At 69.7% G+C, this 19,775-nt stretch carries 18 protein-coding genes; 17 read left to right on the forward strand and 1 reads right to left on the reverse strand.

The window, feature by feature from the left end; translation table 11 throughout:
- Positions 1-448: 448 nt before the first annotated feature.
- The 17 genes from ACTMTJ_RS44530 to nuoN all read left to right on the forward strand — a co-directional run bounded on the left by ACTMTJ_RS44530 (position 449) and on the right by nuoN (position 18,575).
- Positions 449-1,150, forward strand: coding sequence for a demethylmenaquinone methyltransferase (locus ACTMTJ_RS44530; protein ID WP_441225074.1), 702 nt, complete (start codon positions 449-451; stop codon positions 1,148-1,150).
- A gap of 39 nt (positions 1,151-1,189) precedes the next feature.
- A complete protein-coding gene (locus ACTMTJ_RS44535; protein WP_441225076.1) occupies positions 1,190-1,417 on the forward strand; it encodes a hypothetical protein in 228 nt (75 codons plus the stop codon).
- A 96-nt stretch (positions 1,418-1,513) separates the two neighbouring features.
- Positions 1,514-2,776 (forward strand): geranylgeranyl reductase family protein, encoded by a 1,263-nt coding sequence (locus ACTMTJ_RS44540; RefSeq protein WP_441225078.1) that lies wholly within the window; start codon positions 1,514-1,516, stop codon positions 2,774-2,776.
- Between the two features lie 90 nt (positions 2,777-2,866).
- Positions 2,867-3,232 carry an NADH-quinone oxidoreductase subunit A gene (locus tag ACTMTJ_RS44545; RefSeq protein ID WP_441225079.1) on the forward strand — a complete coding sequence of 122 codons (366 nt, stop codon included), beginning with the start codon at positions 2,867-2,869 and terminating at the stop codon, positions 3,230-3,232.
- A gap of 13 nt (positions 3,233-3,245) precedes the next feature.
- On the forward strand, positions 3,246-3,920 hold the full coding sequence (locus ACTMTJ_RS44550) for a NuoB/complex I 20 kDa subunit family protein (protein ID WP_441225081.1): 675 nt from the start codon (positions 3,246-3,248) through the stop codon (positions 3,918-3,920).
- Entirely contained in the window at positions 3,920-4,663 is a 744-nt protein-coding gene (locus tag ACTMTJ_RS44555) for an NADH-quinone oxidoreductase subunit C (protein ID WP_441225083.1), read from the forward strand. The genes ACTMTJ_RS44550 and ACTMTJ_RS44555 overlap by 1 nt, the downstream gene beginning before the upstream one ends.
- Positions 4,660-5,985 carry an NADH-quinone oxidoreductase subunit D gene (locus ACTMTJ_RS44560; protein WP_441225084.1) on the forward strand — a complete coding sequence of 442 codons (1,326 nt, stop codon included), beginning with the start codon at positions 4,660-4,662 and terminating at the stop codon, positions 5,983-5,985. Before ACTMTJ_RS44555 ends, ACTMTJ_RS44560 begins: the two co-directional genes overlap by 4 nt.
- Positions 5,985-6,782: an NADH-quinone oxidoreductase subunit NuoE gene (gene nuoE / locus ACTMTJ_RS44565; RefSeq protein ID WP_441225086.1), complete on the forward strand. Its 798-nt coding sequence runs from the start codon at positions 5,985-5,987 to the stop codon at positions 6,780-6,782. The genes ACTMTJ_RS44560 and nuoE overlap by 1 nt, the downstream gene beginning before the upstream one ends.
- Positions 6,779-8,095 (forward strand): NADH-quinone oxidoreductase subunit NuoF, encoded by a 1,317-nt coding sequence (nuoF, locus tag ACTMTJ_RS44570; RefSeq protein WP_441225088.1) that lies wholly within the window; start codon positions 6,779-6,781, stop codon positions 8,093-8,095. Before nuoE ends, nuoF begins: the two co-directional genes overlap by 4 nt.
- Complete coding sequence (locus ACTMTJ_RS44575) at positions 8,096-10,546, forward strand: NADH-quinone oxidoreductase subunit G (RefSeq protein ID WP_441225090.1); 2,451 nt, start codon at positions 8,096-8,098, stop codon at positions 10,544-10,546.
- Positions 10,546-11,907, forward strand: a complete 1,362-nt coding sequence (gene nuoH, locus ACTMTJ_RS44580) for an NADH-quinone oxidoreductase subunit NuoH (RefSeq protein ID WP_441225092.1) — start codon at positions 10,546-10,548, stop codon at positions 11,905-11,907. The genes ACTMTJ_RS44575 and nuoH overlap by 1 nt, the downstream gene beginning before the upstream one ends.
- Entirely contained in the window at positions 11,908-12,495 is a 588-nt protein-coding gene (gene nuoI / locus ACTMTJ_RS44585) for an NADH-quinone oxidoreductase subunit NuoI (RefSeq protein WP_441225094.1), read from the forward strand.
- The gene (locus ACTMTJ_RS44590) at positions 12,492-13,253 is read left to right on the forward strand and encodes an NADH-quinone oxidoreductase subunit J (protein ID WP_441225096.1); all 762 of its coding nucleotides are present in this window, start codon (positions 12,492-12,494) and stop codon (positions 13,251-13,253) included. The genes nuoI and ACTMTJ_RS44590 overlap by 4 nt, the downstream gene beginning before the upstream one ends.
- Positions 13,254-13,290: 37 nt before the next feature.
- Entirely contained in the window at positions 13,291-13,599 is a 309-nt protein-coding gene (gene nuoK / locus ACTMTJ_RS44595) for an NADH-quinone oxidoreductase subunit NuoK (RefSeq protein ID WP_441225097.1), read from the forward strand.
- A gap of 7 nt (positions 13,600-13,606) precedes the next feature.
- On the forward strand, positions 13,607-15,523 hold the full coding sequence (nuoL, locus tag ACTMTJ_RS44600; RefSeq protein WP_441225099.1) for an NADH-quinone oxidoreductase subunit L: 1,917 nt from the start codon (positions 13,607-13,609) through the stop codon (positions 15,521-15,523).
- On the forward strand, positions 15,520-17,043 hold the full coding sequence (locus tag ACTMTJ_RS44605) for an NADH-quinone oxidoreductase subunit M (protein WP_441225100.1): 1,524 nt from the start codon (positions 15,520-15,522) through the stop codon (positions 17,041-17,043). Before nuoL ends, ACTMTJ_RS44605 begins: the two co-directional genes overlap by 4 nt.
- On the forward strand, positions 17,043-18,575 hold the full coding sequence (gene nuoN / locus ACTMTJ_RS44610) for an NADH-quinone oxidoreductase subunit NuoN (RefSeq protein WP_441225102.1): 1,533 nt from the start codon (positions 17,043-17,045) through the stop codon (positions 18,573-18,575). Before ACTMTJ_RS44605 ends, nuoN begins: the two co-directional genes overlap by 1 nt.
- Before the next feature lie 255 nt (positions 18,576-18,830).
- Here nuoN and ACTMTJ_RS44615 read toward each other — a convergent pair whose 3' ends face one another.
- A complete protein-coding gene (locus ACTMTJ_RS44615) occupies positions 18,831-19,775 on the reverse strand; it encodes a hypothetical protein (protein ID WP_441225104.1) in 945 nt (314 codons plus the stop codon).

The following is a 19,775-nucleotide window of genomic DNA, read 5'->3' on the forward strand; positions in this document are numbered from 1 at the left end:
GTACATCGCCCGCGAGCTCTACCAAATCATCACAACAAACGACCCTGACCCCGCCGCTTGACAACCATAGGAGCATCGTCGCGGTAGCCCACATCTCTATCTTTGGGTTGGGATCTGGAGCGCACCAACCGACTGGGCCGAACGGTTGGCAGTTGGTGCGCGTTCCGTTGGATCTCTCTCAGACGCCGAGTCGGTTCGGCTCGTTAAACTGCGGACCAATGTGGACGAACTGGTGCCGAGGTCGCGATCAGATCACCCTGTGATAACGAACCGGGGGTCGCGCGAGATCGTGGCGCGACGTTAGCGTCCTCGCGTCCTATCGCCGTCTCGGTGGCCCCCAGACGGTGATTTGCGTCTCGACCGTGCGCCGGTCGTATACATAGAGCAAGACCGCCGTGGGCGGGGTGGGAGACCGCCTCGCTCACGGCGTTTTTTCGGGTACCCGATGATGGGACGCGTGACCCGCGCAGACCTGGACAAGCAGCCGCACGAGATCGCCGCGATGTTCGACGGCGTGGCCCGGCGGTACGACCTGACCAACACGGTGCTCTCCTTCGGCCGCGACCGGGGGTGGCGGAAGGCCACCCGCGACGCGCTCGACCTGGCGCCGGGGCAGCGGGTGCTCGACGTCGGCGCCGGCACCGGGGTCTCGACGCAGGAGCTGGGCACCTCCGGGGCGTACGCGGTGGGCCTCGACATCTCCATCGGCATGCTCCAGGCCGGTCGCCGCGTACGGCCGGGCGTGCCGCTGCTGGCCGGTGACGCGCTGCGGCTGCCCTTCCCGGACGCCGCCTTCGACGCGGTGACCATCTCGTTCGCCCTGCGCAACGTTGTCGACCCGGCCGCCGCGCTGGGCGAGCTGGCCCGGGTCACCCGGCCCGGTGGGCGGCTCGTGGTGTGTGAGTTCAGCCACCCGACCGCCGAGCCGTTCCGGCAGGTCTACATGTCGTACCTGATGCGGTCGTTGCCCACGGTGGCCCGCCGGGTGTCGAGCAATCCCGATGCGTACGTGTACCTGGCCGAGTCGATCCGGGCGTGGCCGGACCAGGCTGGGCTCGCGGCGGTGATCGATGCGGCCGGCTGGCAGGGCGTGGCGTGGCGCAACCTGACCGGCGGGATCGTCGCCCTGCACCGCGCGACTCGCCCGTAGAAAGCCACAAATGGGGCATTTCGCGGTTATGCTGCGCGCATGGCGGGGGAAAGCGACGCGATCGCGGACATGCTCGCGCAAATGCGGCAGTTGGCCGAAGAGCACCCGGAGGCCGCGCAGCGCCTCGCGGCCGACCTGACGGCCGCACTGGGGCGGGCAGGGATGCACTTCGATGGCCAGAAGGTCACCGAACAGGTCCCGGCGATGCCCGGACGGGTCACCGAAAGCAGTGCGGCCAGCGAAGTCGCGGCCAACCAAGAACATTAGGGTTGCCTAACCAAGTGGCCCCCGTGGGCCGGTTCTAGACTCCACACGGAAACGCTTGTGAAGCATTTCACGAGCGCACCGATCGGAGGTGGAACCGTGACCGACGAAGCCGACGTCATTGTCGTAGGCGCCGGTCCGGGTGGTTCCACAACGGCTTACCACCTGGCCCGACACGGGTTGCGTGTGCTCCTGCTGGAGAAGACCGAGTTCCCCCGGGAGAAGGTCTGCGGCGACGGGCTCACTCCGCGCGCCGTCAAGCAGCTCGTCAAGCTCGGCATCGACACCAGCCCGGAGGCGGGCTGGCTGCGTAACAAGGGCCTGCGGGTCATCGGCGGCGGCGTGCGCCTCGAGCTCGATTGGCCGGAGCTGGCCAGCTTCCCCGACTACGGCCTCGTGCGCACCCGGCTCGACTTCGACGACTTGCTCGCCAAGCAGGCGGTCAAGGCCGGCGCGGTGCTGCACACCAAGGCAAACGTCACCGGGCCGGTGCTCGACGGCGCCGGTCGCGCGGTGGGCGTGGTCGCGGAGGTCGACGGCGAGGAGAAGACGTTCCACGCGCCGCTGACGATCGCCGCCGACGGCGTCTCCGGCCGCTTCCCGCTCGCGATGGGCCTGGCCAAGCGCGAAGACCGGCCGATCGGGGTCGCCGTCCGGCGCTACTACCACTCGCCGCTGCGGCACGACGACGACTACCTGGAGTCCTGGCTGGAGCTGCGCAGCCGCGAGGCGGGCGACAAGCTCCTGCCCGGCTACGGCTGGATCTTCGGGATGGGCGACGGCCGGGTCAACGTGGGCCTGGGCGTGCTCAACTCCTCGGCCGCGTTCGGCAAGACCAACTACCGCCGGCTGCTGGTCGACTGGCTCGGCAGCACCCCGCCGGACTGGGGCATGGCCGACGAGGCCAACGCCGACGGCCCGATCCTCGGCGCCGCGCTGCCGATGGGCTTCAACCGGGTGCCGCACTACACCCGGGGCGTGCTCCTGGTCGGTGACTCCGGCGGCATGGTCAACCCCTTCAACGGCGAAGGCATCGCGTACGCGATGGAGTCCGGCGAGCTCGCCGCGGAGGTCGCGGTGCAGGCGCTGTCCCGGCCGGCCGGACCGGCCCGGGAGAAGGCGCTCGCGGCCTACCCGGCCGAGCTCAAGGCGCGGTACGGCGGGTACTACCGGCTGGGCAACATCTTCGTGAAGCTGATCGGCAACCCGCAGATCATGAAGATCGCGACCCGGCACGGCATGCCGCACCCGACGCTGATGCGGTTCGTGCTCAAACTCCTGGCAAACCTGACGGATCCGCGCGGTGGCGACGCGATGGACCGGGTCATCAACGCCATGACCAGGGTGGCCCCGGCGGTATGAGCCCGCACGCGTGTGAATAGTGTGAATCGATCGAAGTAACCGCTGGACCGAGATAGACGCAGGCAGGGAAGGACGAGCAGGGGAAAGAGGATGTCGCTCTCGCCGTACGTACCCATCATCGGGGTCTTCGCCCTCGCCGCGGCGTTCGCGGTCTTCTCCGTCGCGATCGCGCCGCTGCTCGGCCCGCGTCGCTTCAACAAGGCCAAGCTCGCCGCCTACGAGTGCGGCATCGAGCCGTCGCCGGAGCCGGTTGGCGGCGGGCGGATCCCGATCAAGTTCTATCTGACCGCGATGCTCTTCATCGTGTTCGACATCGAGATCATCTTCCTGTACCCGTGGGCCGTGTCCTTCGACGCGCTCGGCGTCTTCGGGTTCGTGGAGATGCTGCTCTTCATTGGGACGGTCTTCATCGCGTACGCCTACGTCTGGCGGCGCGGGGGTCTGGACTGGGACTGAGGTCTTACGCGCCATGGGAATCGAAGAGAAGCTGCCGAGCGGCATCCTGCTGACCAGCGTCGAAAAGCTGGTCAACTGGACCCGCAAGACCTCGACGTGGGGCGCCACCTTCGGGCTGGCGTGCTGCGCGATCGAGATGATGGCCGCGGGTGCGCCGCACTACGACCTGGGTCGCTGGGGCATGGAGGTCTTCCGCGCCTCGCCCCGCCAGGCCGACCTGATGATCGTCGCCGGCCGGGTGAGCCAGAAGATGGCCCCCGTGCTGCGCCAGATCTACGACCAGATGGCCGAGCCCCGCTGGGTGCTGTCGATGGGCGTCTGCGCGAGCAGCGGCGGCATGTTCAACAACTACGCGATCGTGCAGGGCGTCGACCACGTCGTGCCGGTCGACATGTACCTGCCCGGCTGCCCGCCGCGGCCGGAGATGCTGATCGACGCGATCCTCAAGCTCCGCGAGAAGATCATGTACGAGCCGCTCGGCGCCAACGGCCGCAAGATGCTCGAGGCCAGGATCGCCCGGGGCGACGTGCCCGCGGTAGCGCCCGGCTCGATGCCCTCGTCGTACCGCTCCGACAAGGCCAAGCGCGCCGAGTGGACGCAGGCCGTGCGCGAGGGGCGCGAGGAGCAGCTGCGCATCGAAAAGTGGATGCAAGAGGAGAGGCACCTTCAGGCTGGAGGGCGCTGGTAATGGCTGAACCCAACAAGCCCAGCGAGGACCCGGGCGGCGGCGTGCCCGTGCAGGCACCGCCGGTTGGTGCCACCGCCGGCGCGCCCGCCGAGTACCCGCCGGCAAGCCCGGCCGGCAAGGGCATGTTCGGCATCCACGGCTCCGGCGACACCTCCGGCTTCGGCGGGCTGGTGCGCCGTCGGGTCGAGCCGGTCGGCACCGCCCGGCCGTACGGCGGCTATTTCGACGAGGTGTACGACGCGCTCGACTACGCGTTCCCCGGCCTGGAGGACGCGATCGAGAAGGTGATCGTCGACCGGGGCGAGCTGACCCTGCACATCAAGCCGGAGCGGATCGCCGAGGTCTGCCGGGTGATGCGCGACAGCGAGGGGCTCCGCTTCGAGCTCTGCTCGTCGGTGTCCGGTGTGGACTACCTGGGCGCCGACGACCGCCGCCTGCACGTGGTCTACCAGCTGACCTCGATGACATACCGGCGGCGGGTGCGGCTGGAGGTGGCGGTCACCGCCGAAAACCCGCGGGTGCCGAGCGTCACCCAGGTCTACCCGACGGCCGACTGGCAGGAGCGGGAGACGTACGACTTCTTCGGCGTCATCTTCGAGGGCCACCCCAACCTCACCCGGATCCTGATGCCGGACGACTGGGAGGGCTTCCCGCAGCGCAAGGACTACCCGCTCGGCGGGGTGCCCGTGGAGTACAAGGGCGCCGAGATACCGCCGCCGGACAAGCGGAGGAGCTACCAATGACCACACCGGGGTACGCGACAGAGCGCGAGACCACCGAGGGCAAGGTCTTCAACGTCACCGGTGGTGACTGGGACACCGTCGTCGGCGGCACCGACCCGATCCAGGACGAGCGGATCGTGGTCAACATGGGCCCGCAGCACCCGTCGACCCACGGCGTGCTCCGGCTGATCCTGGAGCTTGAGGGCGAGACCGTCCGCGAGGCCCGGGTGGTCGTCGGCTACCTGCACACCGGCATCGAGAAGAACCTCGAGTACCGCAACTGGATCCAGGGCTCGACGTTCGTGACCCGGATGGACTACCTCGCGCCGCTCTTCAACGAAACGGCGTACGCGCTGGCGGTGGAGAAGCTCCTCGGCATCGAAGACGAGATCACCGAGCGGGCCACGACGATCCGGGTGCTCATGATGGAGCTCAACCGGATCGCCTCGCACCTGGTCTGGCTGGGCACCACCGGCCTGGAGCTCGGCGCGATCTCGATGATGCTGTACGGCTTCCGCGAGCGGGAGTACATCCTCGAGATCTTCGAGATGGTCAGCGGCCTGCGGATGAACATGGCGTACGTCCGGCCGGGCGGCGTCGCGCAGGACATCCCCGACGAGGCGATCGTCAAGATCCGCGAGTTCCTGGCGATGATGCCGAAGAAGCTCAAGGAGTACGAGGCGCTCCTGTCCGGCCAGCCGATCTGGCACCAGCGCACCAAGGACGTCGCGGTGCTCGACGTGACCGGCTGCCTGGCGCTCGGCATCACCGGCCCGGTGCTCCGCTCGGCGGGCCTGCCGTGGGACCTGCGCAAGACCATGCCGTACTGCGGCTACGAGACGTACGAGTTCGACGTGCCGACCACGCCGACGGGCGACGTGTGGGGGCGCTACCTGGTCCGCATGGCCGAGATGCGCGAGTCGCTGAAGATCATCGAGCAGGCGCTCGACCGGCTCAAGCCTGGCCCGATCATGGTGGCCGACAAGAAGATCGCCTGGCCGGCGCAGCTCGCCATCGGCGTCGACGGCATGGGCAACTCGCTGGAACACGTCGCCAAGATCATGGGTCAGTCGATGGAGTCGCTGATCCACCACTTCAAGCTGGTCACCGAGGGTTTCCGGGTTCCGCCCGGCCAGGTGTACGTGGGCATCGAGTCGCCGCGCGGCGAGCTCGGCGTGCACGCGGTCTCCGACGGCGGCACCCGGCCCTACCGGGTGCACTACCGCGAGCCCAGCTTCATCAACCTCCAGGCGATCCCGGCCATGGCCGAGGGCGGCATGATCGCCGACGTGATCGCCGGGGGCGCTTCCCTCGACCCCGTGATGGGTGGGTGTGACCGCTAGTGGGATTCAGTGACGCTACGCGCGCGAAGGCGTTGGAGATCATCGCGCGCTACCCCGCCGACCGGTCGCGGTCGGCCCTGCTGCCGCTGCTGCACCTCGTGCAGTCCGAAGAGGGCAACGTGTCCCCGGCCGGCGTGGAGTTCTGCGCCGAGCTGCTGGGCATCACCAAGGCCCAGGTCGGTGCGGTGGCCACGTTCTACACGATGTACAAGCGGCGGCCGACCGGTGACTGGCTGGTCAGCGTCTGCACCAACACCATGTGCAACGTGCTCGGCGGCCAGGAGATCTACGACCGGCTGAGCGATCACCTCGGTGTCGGGCACGACGAGACCACCGCCGACGGCACCATCACGTTCGAGCACGCCGAGTGCCTGGCGGCGTGCGACTACGGCCCGGTGATGACGGTCAACTACGAGTTCTTCGACCGCGTCGACCCGGACACCGCCGTGCACGTGGTCGACCAGCTGCGCGCCGGGCAGCGGCCGCAGCCCACCCGCGGGGCCCGGCTCTGCACGCTCAAGGAGATGTCGCTCCAGCTCGCCGGCTTCGCCGAGCCGCGCGAGGAGGCGATGGCCGACGGGCCGGCCGGCGACCCCACCCTGCGCGGGGTGCGGCTGGCGCAGCAACACGGCGTCAGCGTCTCCGGCTTCGACCCGGACACGCCGATCAAGTCTTCGCAGGGCGACGCCGCTCCGGCGCAGGCCGCCGGCGTGGCGGCCAACCAGCCGGCCCGCGACCGCTCGCCGTCGGGCCAGCCGGCGAAGGCGCACGAGCAGGCTCTCAAGGAGGCCAAATGACGTCCCCCCGTCGTGAGGTGCTGGAGAAGCTGACTCCGGTCCTCACCAAGCGCTGGCTGTCGCCGGAGGCCTGGCGGATCGGCGTCTACGAGCAGCTCGACGGGTACGCCGCGCTGCGCAAGGCGCTGGCCGCGCACCCCGACGACCTGATCCAGCTCATCAAGGACTCGGGCCTGCGCGGTCGCGGCGGCGCCGGTTTCCCCACCGGGCTGAAGTGGGGCTTCATCCCGCAAAACGACGGCAAGCCGCACTACCTCGTGGTCAATGCCGACGAGGGCGAACCGGGCACCTGCAAAGACCTCCCGCTGATGACGCACGACCCGCACTCGCTGATCGAGGGCGTGATCATCGCGTCGTACGCGATCCGGGCCAACCGCGCGTTCATCTACATCCGCGGTGAGGCGGTACACGCGGCCCGCCGGCTGCGCAACGCGGTGCAGGAGGCGTACGCGGCCGGGTACCTCGGCACCGACATCCTCGGCTCCGGGCACGACCTCGACGTCGTCGTCCACAGTGGAGCAGGCGCGTACATCTGCGGCGAGGAAACCGCGCTGCTGGACTCGCTGGAGGGCTTCCGCGGCCAGCCGCGGCTGCGCCCGCCATTCCCGGCGACGCACGGCCTCTACGCCAGCCCCACGGTGGTCAACAACGTCGGCACGATCTCCAGCGTGCCGTACATCGTGCTGGGCGGTGCCGCCTGGTGGAAGACCATGGGCACGGAGAAGTCGTCCGGCCCGATGATCTACTCGCTGTCCGGCCGGATCGTCAACCCGGGCCAGTACGAGTGCTCGATGGGCATCACGCTGCGCGAGCTGCTGGAGCTGGCCGGCGGCATGCTGCCCGGCCACGAGCTGCGGTTCTGGACGCCGGGCGGCTCGTCGACGCCGCTGCTGACCGCCGAGCACCTGGACGTGCCGCTCGACTTCGAGGGCGCGGCGGCCGCCGGTTCGATCCTCGGCACCACGGCCACGCAGATCTTCTCCGACCAGGACTGCCCGGTGTACGCGACGTACAAGTGGCTGGAGTTCTACCACCACGAGTCGTGCGGCAAGTGCACCCCGTGCCGCGAGGGCAACTACTGGATGGTGGGCATCTACCGCCGGATCCTCTCCGGCGCCGGCACCCACCAGGATCTGGACACCCTGCTGGACACCTGCGACAACATCCTCGGCCGCTCGTTCTGCGCGCTCGGCGACGGTGCGACAAGCCCGGTGACCTCGTCGATCCAGTACTTCAAGCAGGACTACGTGGACTACATCGAGGGCCGGAAAGCGCCTCGGTTGAGCGCCAAGCAGCTTGTGGGAGCGCACTAAATGACCGACGTGGCCAAGAAGGCGGACACGGTAACGCTCACCATCGACGGCGTCGAGGTGACCGCGCCCAAGGGTGCGCTGCTCATCCGCGTCGCCGAGCAGATGGGCATCGAGATCCCGCGGTTCTGCGACCACCCGCTGCTCGCGCCGGCGGGCGCCTGCCGGCAGTGCCTGGTCGAGGTCGAGGGGCAGCGTAAGCCGGTCGCCTCCTGCACGCAGACCGTCGCCGACGGCATGGTGGTCAAGACCCAGCTCAGCTCGCCGGTGGCCAAGAAGGCGCAGGCGGGAGTCATGGAGCTGCTCCTGATCAACCACCCGCTCGACTGCCCGATGTGTGACAAGGGCGGCGAGTGCCCGCTGCAAAACCAGGCCATGTCGACCGGCCGCGCCGACTCCCGCTTCCACGAGCACAAGCGCGAGTACCAGAAGCCGATCAACATCTCCAGCCAGGTGCTGCTCGACCGCGAGCGGTGCGTGCTCTGCCAGCGCTGCACCCGCTTCTCCGAGGAGATCGCGGGCGACAAGTTCATCGACCTGATGGACCGCTCGTCCGGCGAGCAGATCAACGTGTACCGGGACGACTTCTTCGGCGGCGAAGGCACCGGCGACGGCGCGGCCGGCGACGGGGAAGGCGACACCCCGTTCAACTCCTACTTCTCCGGCAACACCGTGCAGATCTGCCCGGTCGGCGCGCTCACCGGCGCGCAGTACCGGTTCCGCGCCCGCCCGTTCGACCTGGTCTCCTCGCCGAGCGTCTGCGAGCACTGCTCGGCCGGCTGCGCGCAGCGCACCGACCACCGGCGGGGCAAGGTCATGCGCCGGCTGGCCGGCGACGACCCACAGGTCAACGAGGAGTGGAACTGCGACAAGGGCCGGTGGGGCTTCCAGTACGCCACCGCCTTCGACCGCATCACCACGCCGATGGTGCGCGACGCGAAGACCGGTGAGCTGCGCGAGGCGCCGTGGTCCGAGGCGCTGGCCGTGGCCGCCGAAGGGCTGCGCAAGGCCCGCGACGGCGCGCACGGCATCGGCGTGCTGACCGGCGGCCGGCTCACGGTCGAAGACGCGTACGCGTACGCGAAGTTCGCCCGGGTGGCGCTGCGCTCCAACGACATCGACTTCCGCGCCCGGCCGCTCTCGACCGAAGAGGCCGACTTCCTGGCGTCCACTGTGGTCGGCGGCACCGACGTGACGTACACCGACGTGGAGAAGGCGCCGGTCGTGGTCATCGCCGGGCTGGAGCCGGAGGAGGAGTGCCCGATCCTCTACCTGCGGCTGCGCAAGGCGGTCACGAAGAGCCGCACCCGCGTGCTGGCGCTCGCGCCGTTCGCGACCCGCGGCTTCGAAAAGCTCGGCGCCTCGGTCGCGCTCGTCGCGCCGGGCGAGGAGGCCCAGGCGCTGGCCGACGACGAGTCGGTCGAGAAGGCGCTGCGGGCCGAGGGCGCGATCCTCCTGGTCGGCGAGCGGCTCGCGACCGTCCCAGGTGGACTGTCCGCGGCCGCCGCGCTCGCCGGGCGTACCGGCGCCAAGCTGGCCTGGGTGCCGCGGCGCGCCGGCGACCGGGGTGCGGTCGACGCGGGCTGCCTGCCCAACCTGCTGCCCGGCGGGCGGCTGGTGACCGACGCCGCGGCCCGCGCCGAGCTGGCCGGTGCCTGGGACCTGGAGGCGGGCGTCATCCCCAGCCAGGTCGGCAAGGACACCAACGCGATCCTGGCGGCGGCCGCTGGCAGCCGGATGGGCGCGCTCGTCGTGGCCGGCGTCGACCCGGCCGACGTGGCCGACCCGCGGCTGGCCGAGCAGGCGCTGGACACGGTGCCGTTCCTGGTCAGCCTGGAGGTGCGGCGCAGCGCGGTGAGCCGCCGCGCCGACGTGGTCTTCCCGGTCGCACCGGTCGTCGAGAAGGCCGGCAGCTTCGTCGACTGGGAGGGGCGCCTGCGCACGTTCGAGGCGGTGCTCTCCACGCCGGCGATGAACGACGCCCGCGTGCTCGACGCCCTGGCCGCCCAGCTCGGCGTCACGCTCGGCACCGGCGAGGTCAACCTGATCCGCCGCGAGCTCGGCTCGCTGCCGGCGACCCGCGCGGAGCGGCCGGACGCGCCGACGACCGCGCCGGGACCTCGGCCTACGCTGGCCGCCGGCGAGGCGGTGCTGGCGACCTGGCACCACCTGATCGACCTGGGCAGCCTGACCGACGGCGACGAGTACCTCGGCGGCACCGCCCGCCCGCCGGTCGTGCGGCTGGCCAAGGGCCCGGCGGAGGCGCTCGGCGTCGCCGACGGTGACCCGGTCACGGTGGGCACCGACCGCGGCGCGATCACGCTGCCGGCGGCGATCACCGACATGCCGGACGGCGTCGTCTGGCTGCCGACGAACTCACCCGGTTCGACCGTGCGGCGGGCGCTCGGCGCCACGTCTGGCGCGGTGGTACGGCTTTCGAGGGGGACGCACTGATGCCGCTCGCACAGGACCCCACGCTCCAGGACTTCGGGCACGACCCGTGGTGGCTGGTGCTCATCAAGGTCGTCTTCGTCTTCGCCTTCGGCATGGTCTGCACGCTGCTCGGCGTGTGGTTCGAGCGGCGGGTCGTGGCGCGGATGGCGGTGCGGCCGGGCCTCAACCAGGCCGGCCCGTTCGGCCTGCTCCAGACACTCGCCGACGGCCTCAAGGGCGCGTTCAAGGAAGACATCATGCCGCGTACCGCGGACAAGGTGGTCTTCTTCTTCGCGCCAACGGTCGCGGTGATCTGCGCGATGACCTCGCTGTCGGTCATCCCGTTCGGGCCGATGGTGAGCATCTTCGGGCACCGCACCCCGCTTCAGGTGACCGACGTACCCGTGGCGGTGCTGCTGATCCTGGCCTGCTCCGGCATGGCGGTGTACGGCATCGTGCTCGGTGGCTGGGCCTCCGGCTCGACCTACCCGCTCCTGGGCGGCCTGCGGTCGAGCGCTCAGATGATCTCGTACGAGGTCTCGATGGGCCTGTCGGTCGTGGCCGTCTTCATGCTCTCCGGCACGATGTCGACGAGCCAGATCGTGGCGGCGCAGGCGAGCGGCAAGGAGTTCGACCTCGGCCCGATCAACGTGGACGCGCCGGGCTGGTACGCCCTGCTGCTGCTGCCGAGCTTCATCATCTTCTTCATCGCGATCGTCGGCGAGACCAACCGCGCTCCGTTCGACCTCCCCGAGGCCGAGTCCGAGCTCGTCGCCGGCTACATGACCGAGTACTCGTCGCTGAAGTTCCTGCTCTTCATGCTCTCCGAGTACGTGGCGATGGTGGCGATGTCGGCGGCCACCGCGACGCTGTTCCTCGGCGGCTGGCGGGCGCCGGCGCCGATCACCACGATCTGGGCCGGTGCCAACTCCGGCTGGTGGCCGATGCTGTGGTTCTTCATCAAGGTCGTGCTGCTGGTCTTCGTCTTCGTGTGGCTGCGGGCGACGCTGCCCCGGCTCCGGTACGACCAGTTCATGAAGCTCGGCTGGCGGGTGCTGCTGCCGATCAACCTGGTCTGGATCCTGTCGCTGGCCGCCCTCCAGGTCGCGCGCGACGAGGACACCGGCGACGAGAAGTTCGTGATCCTCGGCGGGTTCCTGGTCGGGATCGTCCTGCTCGCGCTGCTCTGGCCGAGCGGCAAGCGCGCGCCGGACAAGCCCCTCGAAGAGCAGGTCAAGTCCCGTCCACCGGGGAGCTTCCCGATCCCGCCGATGGACCTCCAGGTGCCGCCGAGCCCCCGCGCCCGCCGCGCGGTGGCCGAGCGCGAGCCGGCGAACGTCGGCGCGGGCGCCGGCGGAGACCTCCCGGATAAGGAGAGTTAGATGAGCGCCATCGGAGCGTTCAAGGGGTTCGGGGTCACCTTCGCGCACATGTTCCGCAAGACGGTGACCACGGCGTACCCGTTCGAGACGCCGGTCTCCGCCCCGCGCTACCACGGGCGGCACATCCTCAACCGGCACCCCGACGGCCTGGAGAAGTGCATCGGCTGCGAGCTGTGCGCCTGGGCGTGTCCCGCCGACGCGATCTACGTCGAGGGCGGCGACAACACCGAGGACCAGCGCTACTCGCCGGGCGAGCGGTACGCCAGCGTGTACCAGATCAACTACGCCCGCTGCATCTTCTGCGGACTGTGCATCGAGGCCTGCCCGACCCGTTCGCTGACCATGAGCAACGAGTACGAGCTGGCCCGGGACAGCCGCCAGGATCTCATCTTCACGAAGGAGCAGCTGCTCGCGCCGCTGCTGCCGGGCATGGACCAGCCACCGCACCCGATGTACCTCGGCGACACCGAGAAGGACTACTACATCGGGGCGCTGACCAACCCGGGCACCTCGGCCGGTGCCGAGCGGGCCCCGTGGTCGGAGCAGCACACGGCGGACGGCTCGGGCACCACGGGAGGTGCGGCGTGAGCTCGCTCGCGGCCGCCGGCGGCATGTCCACCGGCGAGGCGGTCACCTTCTGGATCCTGGTGTGGCCGGCGCTGATCGGCGCGATCGGCATGGTCTTCGCGCGCAACGCGATCCACTCCGCGCTGTGGCTGGTGCTGACCATGCTCTGCATCGGCGTGTTCTACGTGCTCCAGTCGGCGCCGTTCATCGGCCTGGCGCAGATCATCGTGTACACCGGCGCGATCATGATGCTCTTCCTCTTCGTGCTGATGCTCGTCGGCCGAGACGCGTCCGACTCGCTGATCGAGACGTTGCGCGGCCAGCGGCTGGGCGCCGTCGTGCTCGGCCTCGGCTTCGCCGGGCTGGTCGGCACGGGTGTCTCCCGCGCGTTCCAGAACGACCCGGCGGTCGGCCTCGAACAGGCCAACCAGGCCGGCAACGTGCAGGGCATCGCCTCCCTGCTGTTCACCCGGTACGTCTTCGCGTTCGAGGTCACGTCCGCGCTGCTGATCACGGCGGCGGTGGGCGCGATGGTGCTGGCGCACCTCGAGCGGCGTCGCGGTGAGAAGCGCACCCAGCCGGAGATGATGCGGGCGCGGTTCGCCCCCGGCAACTACCCCGGCCCGAAGCCCGGCCCCGGCGTCTACGCCACATCCGACTCGGTCGCCACCCCCGGCCGCCTGCCCGACGGCACGCTGACCGACCGGAGCATCTCCCAGATCCTGCCCGCCCGCGAGCTGACTCCGGCGGAGTCAGCGCCGAAGGGTACCGAGAAGTGAGCGCAGCGAACTCTCGAACTGAAGATGGGGCTGTGAAGTGAATCTTCATAATCCAGAGTGGTACCTGGTACTTGCCTCGGTGCTCTTCACCATCGGCGCGGTCGGGGTGCTGATCCGGCGCAACGCGATCGTGGTGTTCATGTGCATCGAGCTGATGCTCAACGCGGCCAACCTCGCGCTGGTCACCTTCAGCCGGCTCAACGGCAACCTCGACGGCCAGATCATGGCGTTCTTCGTCATGGTGGTGGCCGCGGCCGAGGTCGTGGTCGGGCTCGCGATCATCATGTCGATCTTCCGGACCCGGCGGTCGGCCAGCGTCGACGACGCCAACCTGTTGAAGTACTGAGGCGGATATGCACGAGACCGTGGAATACGCGGCCGCGGATGGTTTCCTGTCCACCGTCTGGCTGCTGGTGGCCATCCCGCTCGCCAGCGCGGCGATCCTGCTGGTGCTCGGCAAGCGGGCCGACAAGTGGGGGCACGTGCTGGGCGTCGGCAGCATCGCCGTCACCTTCGTGCTGGGCCTGATCTACTTCTTCCAGCTGCGCGGGCTCGACAACAAGTCGGCCGAGGTGAAGCTCTTCGACTTCATCTCGGTGGGCTCGTTCCACGTCGACTTCGGGCTGCTGTTCGACCCGCTGTCCGCGGTGTTCGTGCTGCTGATCACCGGCGTCGGCTCCCTCATCCACCTGTACGCGGTGGGTTACATGGAGCACGACCCGGGGCGGCGCAAGTTCTTCGGATACTTCAACCTCTTCGCCGCCGCGATGCTGCTGCTGGTGCTCGGCAACAACTTCGTGATGCTCTACTTCGGCTGGGAGGGCGTGGGTCTCGCGTCGTACCTGCTGATCGCGTTCTGGTACGACCGGCCGTCGGCGGCCACCGCGGGCAAGAAGGCGTTCCTGATGAACCGGGTCGGCGACGCCGGCTTCGCGGTCGCCATCTTCCTGATGTTCCAGCAGCTCGGCACCGTCAACTACGACGGGGTGTTCAACGGCGTCGGCGAGCTCTCCTCCGGCGTGGTGCTGATGATGGGGCTGCTGCTCCTGCTCGGCGCGACCGGTAAGTCCGGCCAGTTCCCGCTCCAGGCCTGGTTGCCGGACGCGATGGAAGGCCCGACCCCGGTCTCCGCGCTCATCCACGCGGCCACGATGGTCACCGCCGGCGTGTACCTGATCGCCCGGTCCAACCCGGTCTTCTCGGCGAACGAGACGCTCCAGACGGTCGTGGTCAGCGTCGGCGCGCTCACGCTGCTGATCGGCTGCATCATCGGCTGCGCGAAGGACGACATCAAGCGGGTGCTGGCCTGGTCGACGGTCTCCCAGATCGGGTACATGTTCCTCGGCGTCGGGCTCGGCGGCGGCGCGTACGCGCTGGCGATCATCCACCTGCTGGCGCACGGCTTCTTCAAGGCCGGCCTTTTCCTCGGCGCCGGCTCGGTCATGCACGGGATGCACGACCAGACCGACATCCGGCGCTTCGGCGACCTGTGGCGGTACATGCGGATCACCTGGGTCACGTTCGGCCTGGCGTGGCTGGCGATCATCGGCATGTTCCCGTTCTCCGGCTTCTTCACCAAGGAGCCGATCATCGTGGCTGCCTTCGAGCGCGAGGGCTGGACCGCCTGGCTCTTCGGCATGGCGGCCCTGCTCGGCGCCGCGCTCACCGCGTTCTACATGACCCGGCTGTTCGTGCTGACGTTCCACGGGCCCAAGCGGTGGACCGAGGACATCAAGCACCCGCACGAGTCGCCGCCGGTCATGTGGGTGCCGCTGGTGCTGCTGGCGGTCGGCTCGGTCGCCGCCGGCTGGCTGATGTCGACAAGCGTCGTGGACTGGTTGACGCCGGTGCTCGGCGAGCACGAGGAGCACAAGGCGGTGCTGTCTCACGGGCTGATCACCACACTGTCCCTTGTGGTCACGGTGCTCGGCGCCGGCCTGGCCTACGCGCTGTTCCGTAACGGCACGGCCGAGCAGGAGCAGCCCGCTGGCCCAATCGTGATGGCGGCGCGGCGCAACCTCTACGCGGACGCGTTCAACGAGGCGGTCTTCGAAAAGCCCGGCATCTTCCTCACCCGGGCGCTTGTCTTCCTCGACAACCGCGGCGTCGACGGCCTCGTCAACGGGCTCGCCGCCGCGGTCGGGGGCGGGTCGGGCCGGCTGCGCCGGCTACAGACCGGGTTCGTGCGGTCGTACGCGATGTCCATGCTCACGGGTGCGCTGCTGGTCGTAGCCGCGTTTCTCGCTCTCCAGCTGGGATGGTTGGCGTGAGTGACTTTCCGTTCCTGTCCATCCTGACCGGAGCGCCGCTGGTCGGTGCGCTGGTGGTGGCGTTCCTGCCGCGCGCCAAGCCGGAGCTCGCCAAGCGGGTCGCCCTGATCTGGTCGGTCGCCGTCGCGGTCCTCGCGGTCGTGATGTGGATCGCGTACGACGCGGGGGGCGAGCGCTTCCAGTTCCGCGAGTCGTACACGTGGATCCCGGCCTGGGACGCGCGGTTCACGTTCGCCGTCGACGGCATCGCGCTGGTGATGCTGCTGCTGATCGCGATCCTGGTACCCCTGGTGATCCTGGCGTCGTGGCACGACGCGGACGCCTCCAAGCGCAGCGTGCCGGTCTACTTCGCCCTGCTGCTCGCGTTGGAGAGCACGATGCTCGGCGTCTTCTCGGCCGCCGACGTGTTCCTGTTCTACGTGTTCTTCGAGATCATGCTGGTGCCGATGTACTTCCTCATCGGCTCGTACGGCGGCCACCAGCGCCAGTACGCGGCGGTGAAGTTCTTCCTCTACTCGCTGGTCGGCGGCCTGTTCATGCTGGCCGCGGTGATCGGGCTGTGGGTGCTGGGCGGCAAGACGTTCGACTGGCAGCAGCTGCTGTCGGCCGACTTCTCCACCGGCACCGAGCGGTGGCTGTTCCTCGGCTTCTTCGTCGCGTTCGCGATCAAGGCGCCGTTCTTCCCGTTCCACACCTGGCTGCCGGACGCCGGTGGCGCCGCGCCGGCCGGCTCGGCCGCGCTGCTGGTCGGTGTGCTCGACAAGGTCGGCACCTTCGGGATCCTGCGGTACTGCCTGCCGCTGTTCCCCGAGGCGTCCCGCTGGTTCGCGCCGTACGCGCTGGCGATCGCGCTGATCGGCATCATCTACGCGGCCCTGCTGGCGGTCGGGCAGAACGACCTCAAGCGGCTGGTCTCGTACACCTCGATCGCGCACTTCGGGTTCATCGGCATCGGCATCTTCGCGTTCACCACGCAGGCCGGCACCGGCGCGGTGCTCTACATGGTCAACCACGGCCTCGCCACCGGCCTGCTCTTCCTGGTCGTGGGCATGTTCGTGGCCCGCCGCGGCTCCGCGCTGGTCAGCGACTTCGGTGGGGCCGGCAAGCTCGTGCCGCTGCTGGCCGGCGTGCTGTTCTTCGCCGGTCTGGCGTCGCTCGCGCTGCCCGGCACGGCGCCGTTCATCTCCGAGTTCCTGGTGCTGGTGGGCACGTTCACGGTCAACAAGACGGTCGCGGTGATCGCGACCGCGGGCATCATCCTGGCCGCCGCGTACGTGCTGTGGATGGTGCAGCGCACTACGCAGGGCACGCTCAACCCGGCACTGAGCACTGTGGACGGGATGCGGCGCGACATGACCATCCGGGAGAAGGTCGTGGTGGCCCCGCTGATCCTGCTCCTGCTGCTGCTCGGCTTCTACCCGAAGCCGGTCACCGACGTCATCAACCCCGCCGTACAGGCGACCATGCAGGACGTGGACAAGTCTGATCCCGCGCCCGCCGTTCAGGAGGCATCGCGTTGATGCAAGATCTCCAACTTCCGCCGATCGACTACGGCGCCGTCGCGCCGATGCTGATCCTGTTCGGCGTCGCCTGCGTGGGCGTGTTCTTCGAAGCGGTGCTGCCCCGCACGGCCCGCCGTACCACCCAGCTGGTGCTGGCGCTGGCCGGTCTCGTGGCCGCGTTCGTCGTCATCGTGTTCGAGGCGGACACGAGGATCCTCACCGCGGGCGGCGCGGTGGCCATCGACGGCCCGACGCTCTTCCTGCAAGGCGCGATCATCCTGCTCGGCCTGATGGCGTTGCTGCTGGTCGGCGACCGGTCGCTGGAGCAGGGCGGCGCGTTCGTGGCCCAGGCGGCGATCACGGTCGGCTCGGATGCCGACCGCCGCCAGGCCGCGCGTTCGCAGGGCGCCACGGAGATCTACCCGCTGGCGGTGTTCGCCATCGCCGGCATGCTGCTGTTCGTCGCGGCCAACGACCTGCTGACCATGTTCGTGGCGCTCGAGGTCTTCTCGCTGCCGCTGTACCTGCTGTGTGCGCTCGCCCGCCGGCGGCGGCTGCTCAGCCAGGAGGCGGCGCTGAAGTACTTCCTGCTCGGCGCGTACGCCTCGGCGTTCTTCCTGTTCGGCGTCGCGCTGGTGTACGGCTACGCCGGCAGCGTGCAGTTCGGCTCGATCCACGACGCGGTGCGCGAGTCGACGCAGAGCACCGTGCTGCTGTACGGCGGCATCGCGTTGCTCTCGATCGGCCTGCTGTTCAAGGCGGCCGCGGCGCCGTTCCACGTGTGGACGCCGGACGTGTACCAGGGCGCGCCGACGCCGATCACCGGCCTGATGGCGGCCTGCACCAAGGTCGCCGCGTTCGGTGCCCTGCTGCGCGTGCTGTACGTCGCGTTCGACGGCGCCGCGTGGGACTACACGCCGGTGCTCGGCGCGATCGCGGTGCTCACGATGCTCGTCGGCGCGGTGCTGGCGGTGACGCAGACCGACATCAAGCGGCTGCTCGCCTACTCGTCGATCGCCAACGCCGGCTACCTGCTGGTGGGCGTGCTGGCGCTGTCCAAGGACGGCCTGTCCAGCACGATGTTCTACCTCGTGGCGTACGGCTTCACCGTGATCGCCGCGTTCGCCATCGTGACGCTCGTGCGCGACGCCGACGGCGAGGCCACCCACCTGTCCCGCTGGGCCGGGCTGGGCCGCCGCTCGCCGCTGTTCGCCGGCATCTTCACGTTCATCCTGCTGGCGTTCGCGGGCATCCCGCTGACCAGCGGCTTCATCGCGAAGTTCGCGGTCTTCGGCGCGGCCCTCGACTCCGGCGACGCGTGGCTGGTGATCTTCGGTGTGGTCACGAGCATGCTGCTCGCGTTCCCGTACCTGCGCGTGGTGGTCATGATGTGGCTCTCCGAGCCCGGCGAGAGCACGCCCGCCGTGTCGGTACCCGGCGGCCTGACCGCGGCCGCGCTCATGATCGGTGTGGTCGCCACGCTCGTGCTGGGTGTCGCACCGGCCCCACTGCTCGACCTGACCGCGAACGCGGCCGAGTTCGTCCGCTAGCGCGGCCACAAGGTGTCCGGGCCGGCGAAGCCGGCCAACGTTTGTGGCCGCACTAGAGACCTTTCGGGGTCGGGCTGGCGTGAGCCCGGTCAACCCCGCCCCCTTCCCCTCCGTCGGTTGGGCGTAGGGGTGCGGTGACCAGCGGCGGACGGGTGCGGCCGCGGGAGCAGCGGTCTGGACCACGACGGACGTCGCGGTAGCTCAAGTCTCTGTCCTAAATGGGGGGCGAAGCCACCCTCCGACTCCGAAAGGTCTCTAGCGCGTCGGGTTTGACCGCCGGTCGCCGCCGGCCCGGTGGCGGCAGACCATCGTCACGCCGTTTCGCCGGACGCCGTTCGGGGCGGACGACCGCACCGCTTCGAGGAGCCGGCGGCTGAGGCTCAGCACCGCCGCCCGGCTCGGGTGCTGGGAGATGACCTCGTCGTCGTCGAGCCAGTCGTCCCGGATCCAGAAGTAGCCGTCGAGAGTCCCGTGGCTGGTGCCGCAGGTCGGGCAGATGCCACCGCCGTCCACACGGGTGTGCTCCGGGCACGGCACCAGCACCGCGCGGTCCGCGGAGAGCTGGACCAACTCGTCGGCGGGCTCGCCGGTGGCCGCGTCGATCACCGGGCTGGTCCGGTGGCCGCGGGCGTGCCGCTCCCGCAGGGTCGCGAGCAGCCTGTGCGAGACGAGCAGCCGCCCGTACGGAAGGCCCACCGCGTCCCAGCCGCCGGGTGCGGGGCGCTCCAGGTCGGCGAGGGCGCGGTCGAGCAGCTTTCGGTCGATCACCAGGGGCTCGTCCTGCGCGACGTCCAGTGGGCCCTGGGCTCCGCAGGTCGGGCAGGGCGGCGCGGGCGTGAACGCGGTCTGCTCGTTGACGAGGAAGCGGAACGAGAGGTCGGGCTCCGCGCCGAGCAGCCCGATGAAGTCCGCGGAGGCGTAGTCCTCCTCCTCGACGTGGTCTCGCCAGGCGAAGTGGTACTCGACGCCGTCGGAATCGTGGGCCGCCACGAGGCGGGCGCGCAGGGACTCCACGCGGTCACGCGCGGCCTCGTCGAAGGTGGCGCGCCACGACGTGGGCATCCAGTCGGGGCCGGGGAGCGTCGTCAGGGCCGGCGTCTGCTCGCTGTTCCACTCGTCGACGAGGCGGCGGGTCGCGCGCTGGGCGCGGGCGTCGGGCTGCTCGTGCTCGAACAGGGCGACCGTCCAGGTGCGTCGCAT

The organism is Phytohabitans sp. LJ34 (assembly GCF_052068095.1).
GTDB lineage: Bacteria > Actinomycetota > Actinomycetes > Mycobacteriales > Micromonosporaceae > Phytohabitans.

Bases quoted from the DNA above. Each gene is read 5' to 3' on its own strand.
- ACTMTJ_RS44530 (WP_441225074.1), top strand. From the start codon at position 449: ATGGGACGCGTGACCCGCGCAGACCTGGACAAGCAGCCGCACGAGATC.
- ACTMTJ_RS44535 (WP_441225076.1), top strand. From the start codon at position 1,190: ATGGCGGGGGAAAGCGACGCGATCGCGGACATGCTCGCGCAAATGCGG.
- ACTMTJ_RS44545 (WP_441225079.1), top strand. From the start codon at position 2,867: ATGTCGCTCTCGCCGTACGTACCCATCATCGGGGTCTTCGCCCTCGCC.
- ACTMTJ_RS44550 (WP_441225081.1), top strand. From the start codon at position 3,246: ATGGGAATCGAAGAGAAGCTGCCGAGCGGCATCCTGCTGACCAGCGTC.
- ACTMTJ_RS44555 (WP_441225083.1), top strand. From the start codon at position 3,920: ATGGCTGAACCCAACAAGCCCAGCGAGGACCCGGGCGGCGGCGTGCCC.
- ACTMTJ_RS44560 (WP_441225084.1), top strand. From the start codon at position 4,660: ATGACCACACCGGGGTACGCGACAGAGCGCGAGACCACCGAGGGCAAG.
- nuoF (WP_441225088.1), top strand. From the start codon at position 6,779: ATGACGTCCCCCCGTCGTGAGGTGCTGGAGAAGCTGACTCCGGTCCTC.
- ACTMTJ_RS44575 (WP_441225090.1), top strand. From the start codon at position 8,096: ATGACCGACGTGGCCAAGAAGGCGGACACGGTAACGCTCACCATCGAC.
- nuoH (WP_441225092.1), top strand. From the start codon at position 10,546: ATGCCGCTCGCACAGGACCCCACGCTCCAGGACTTCGGGCACGACCCG.
- nuoI (WP_441225094.1), top strand. From the start codon at position 11,908: ATGAGCGCCATCGGAGCGTTCAAGGGGTTCGGGGTCACCTTCGCGCAC.
- nuoL (WP_441225099.1), top strand. From the start codon at position 13,607: ATGCACGAGACCGTGGAATACGCGGCCGCGGATGGTTTCCTGTCCACC.
- nuoN (WP_441225102.1), top strand. From the start codon at position 17,043: ATGCAAGATCTCCAACTTCCGCCGATCGACTACGGCGCCGTCGCGCCG.
- ACTMTJ_RS44615 (WP_441225104.1), bottom strand. From the start codon at position 19,775: ATGCGACGCACCTGGACGGTCGCCCTGTTCGAGCACGAGCAGCCCGAC.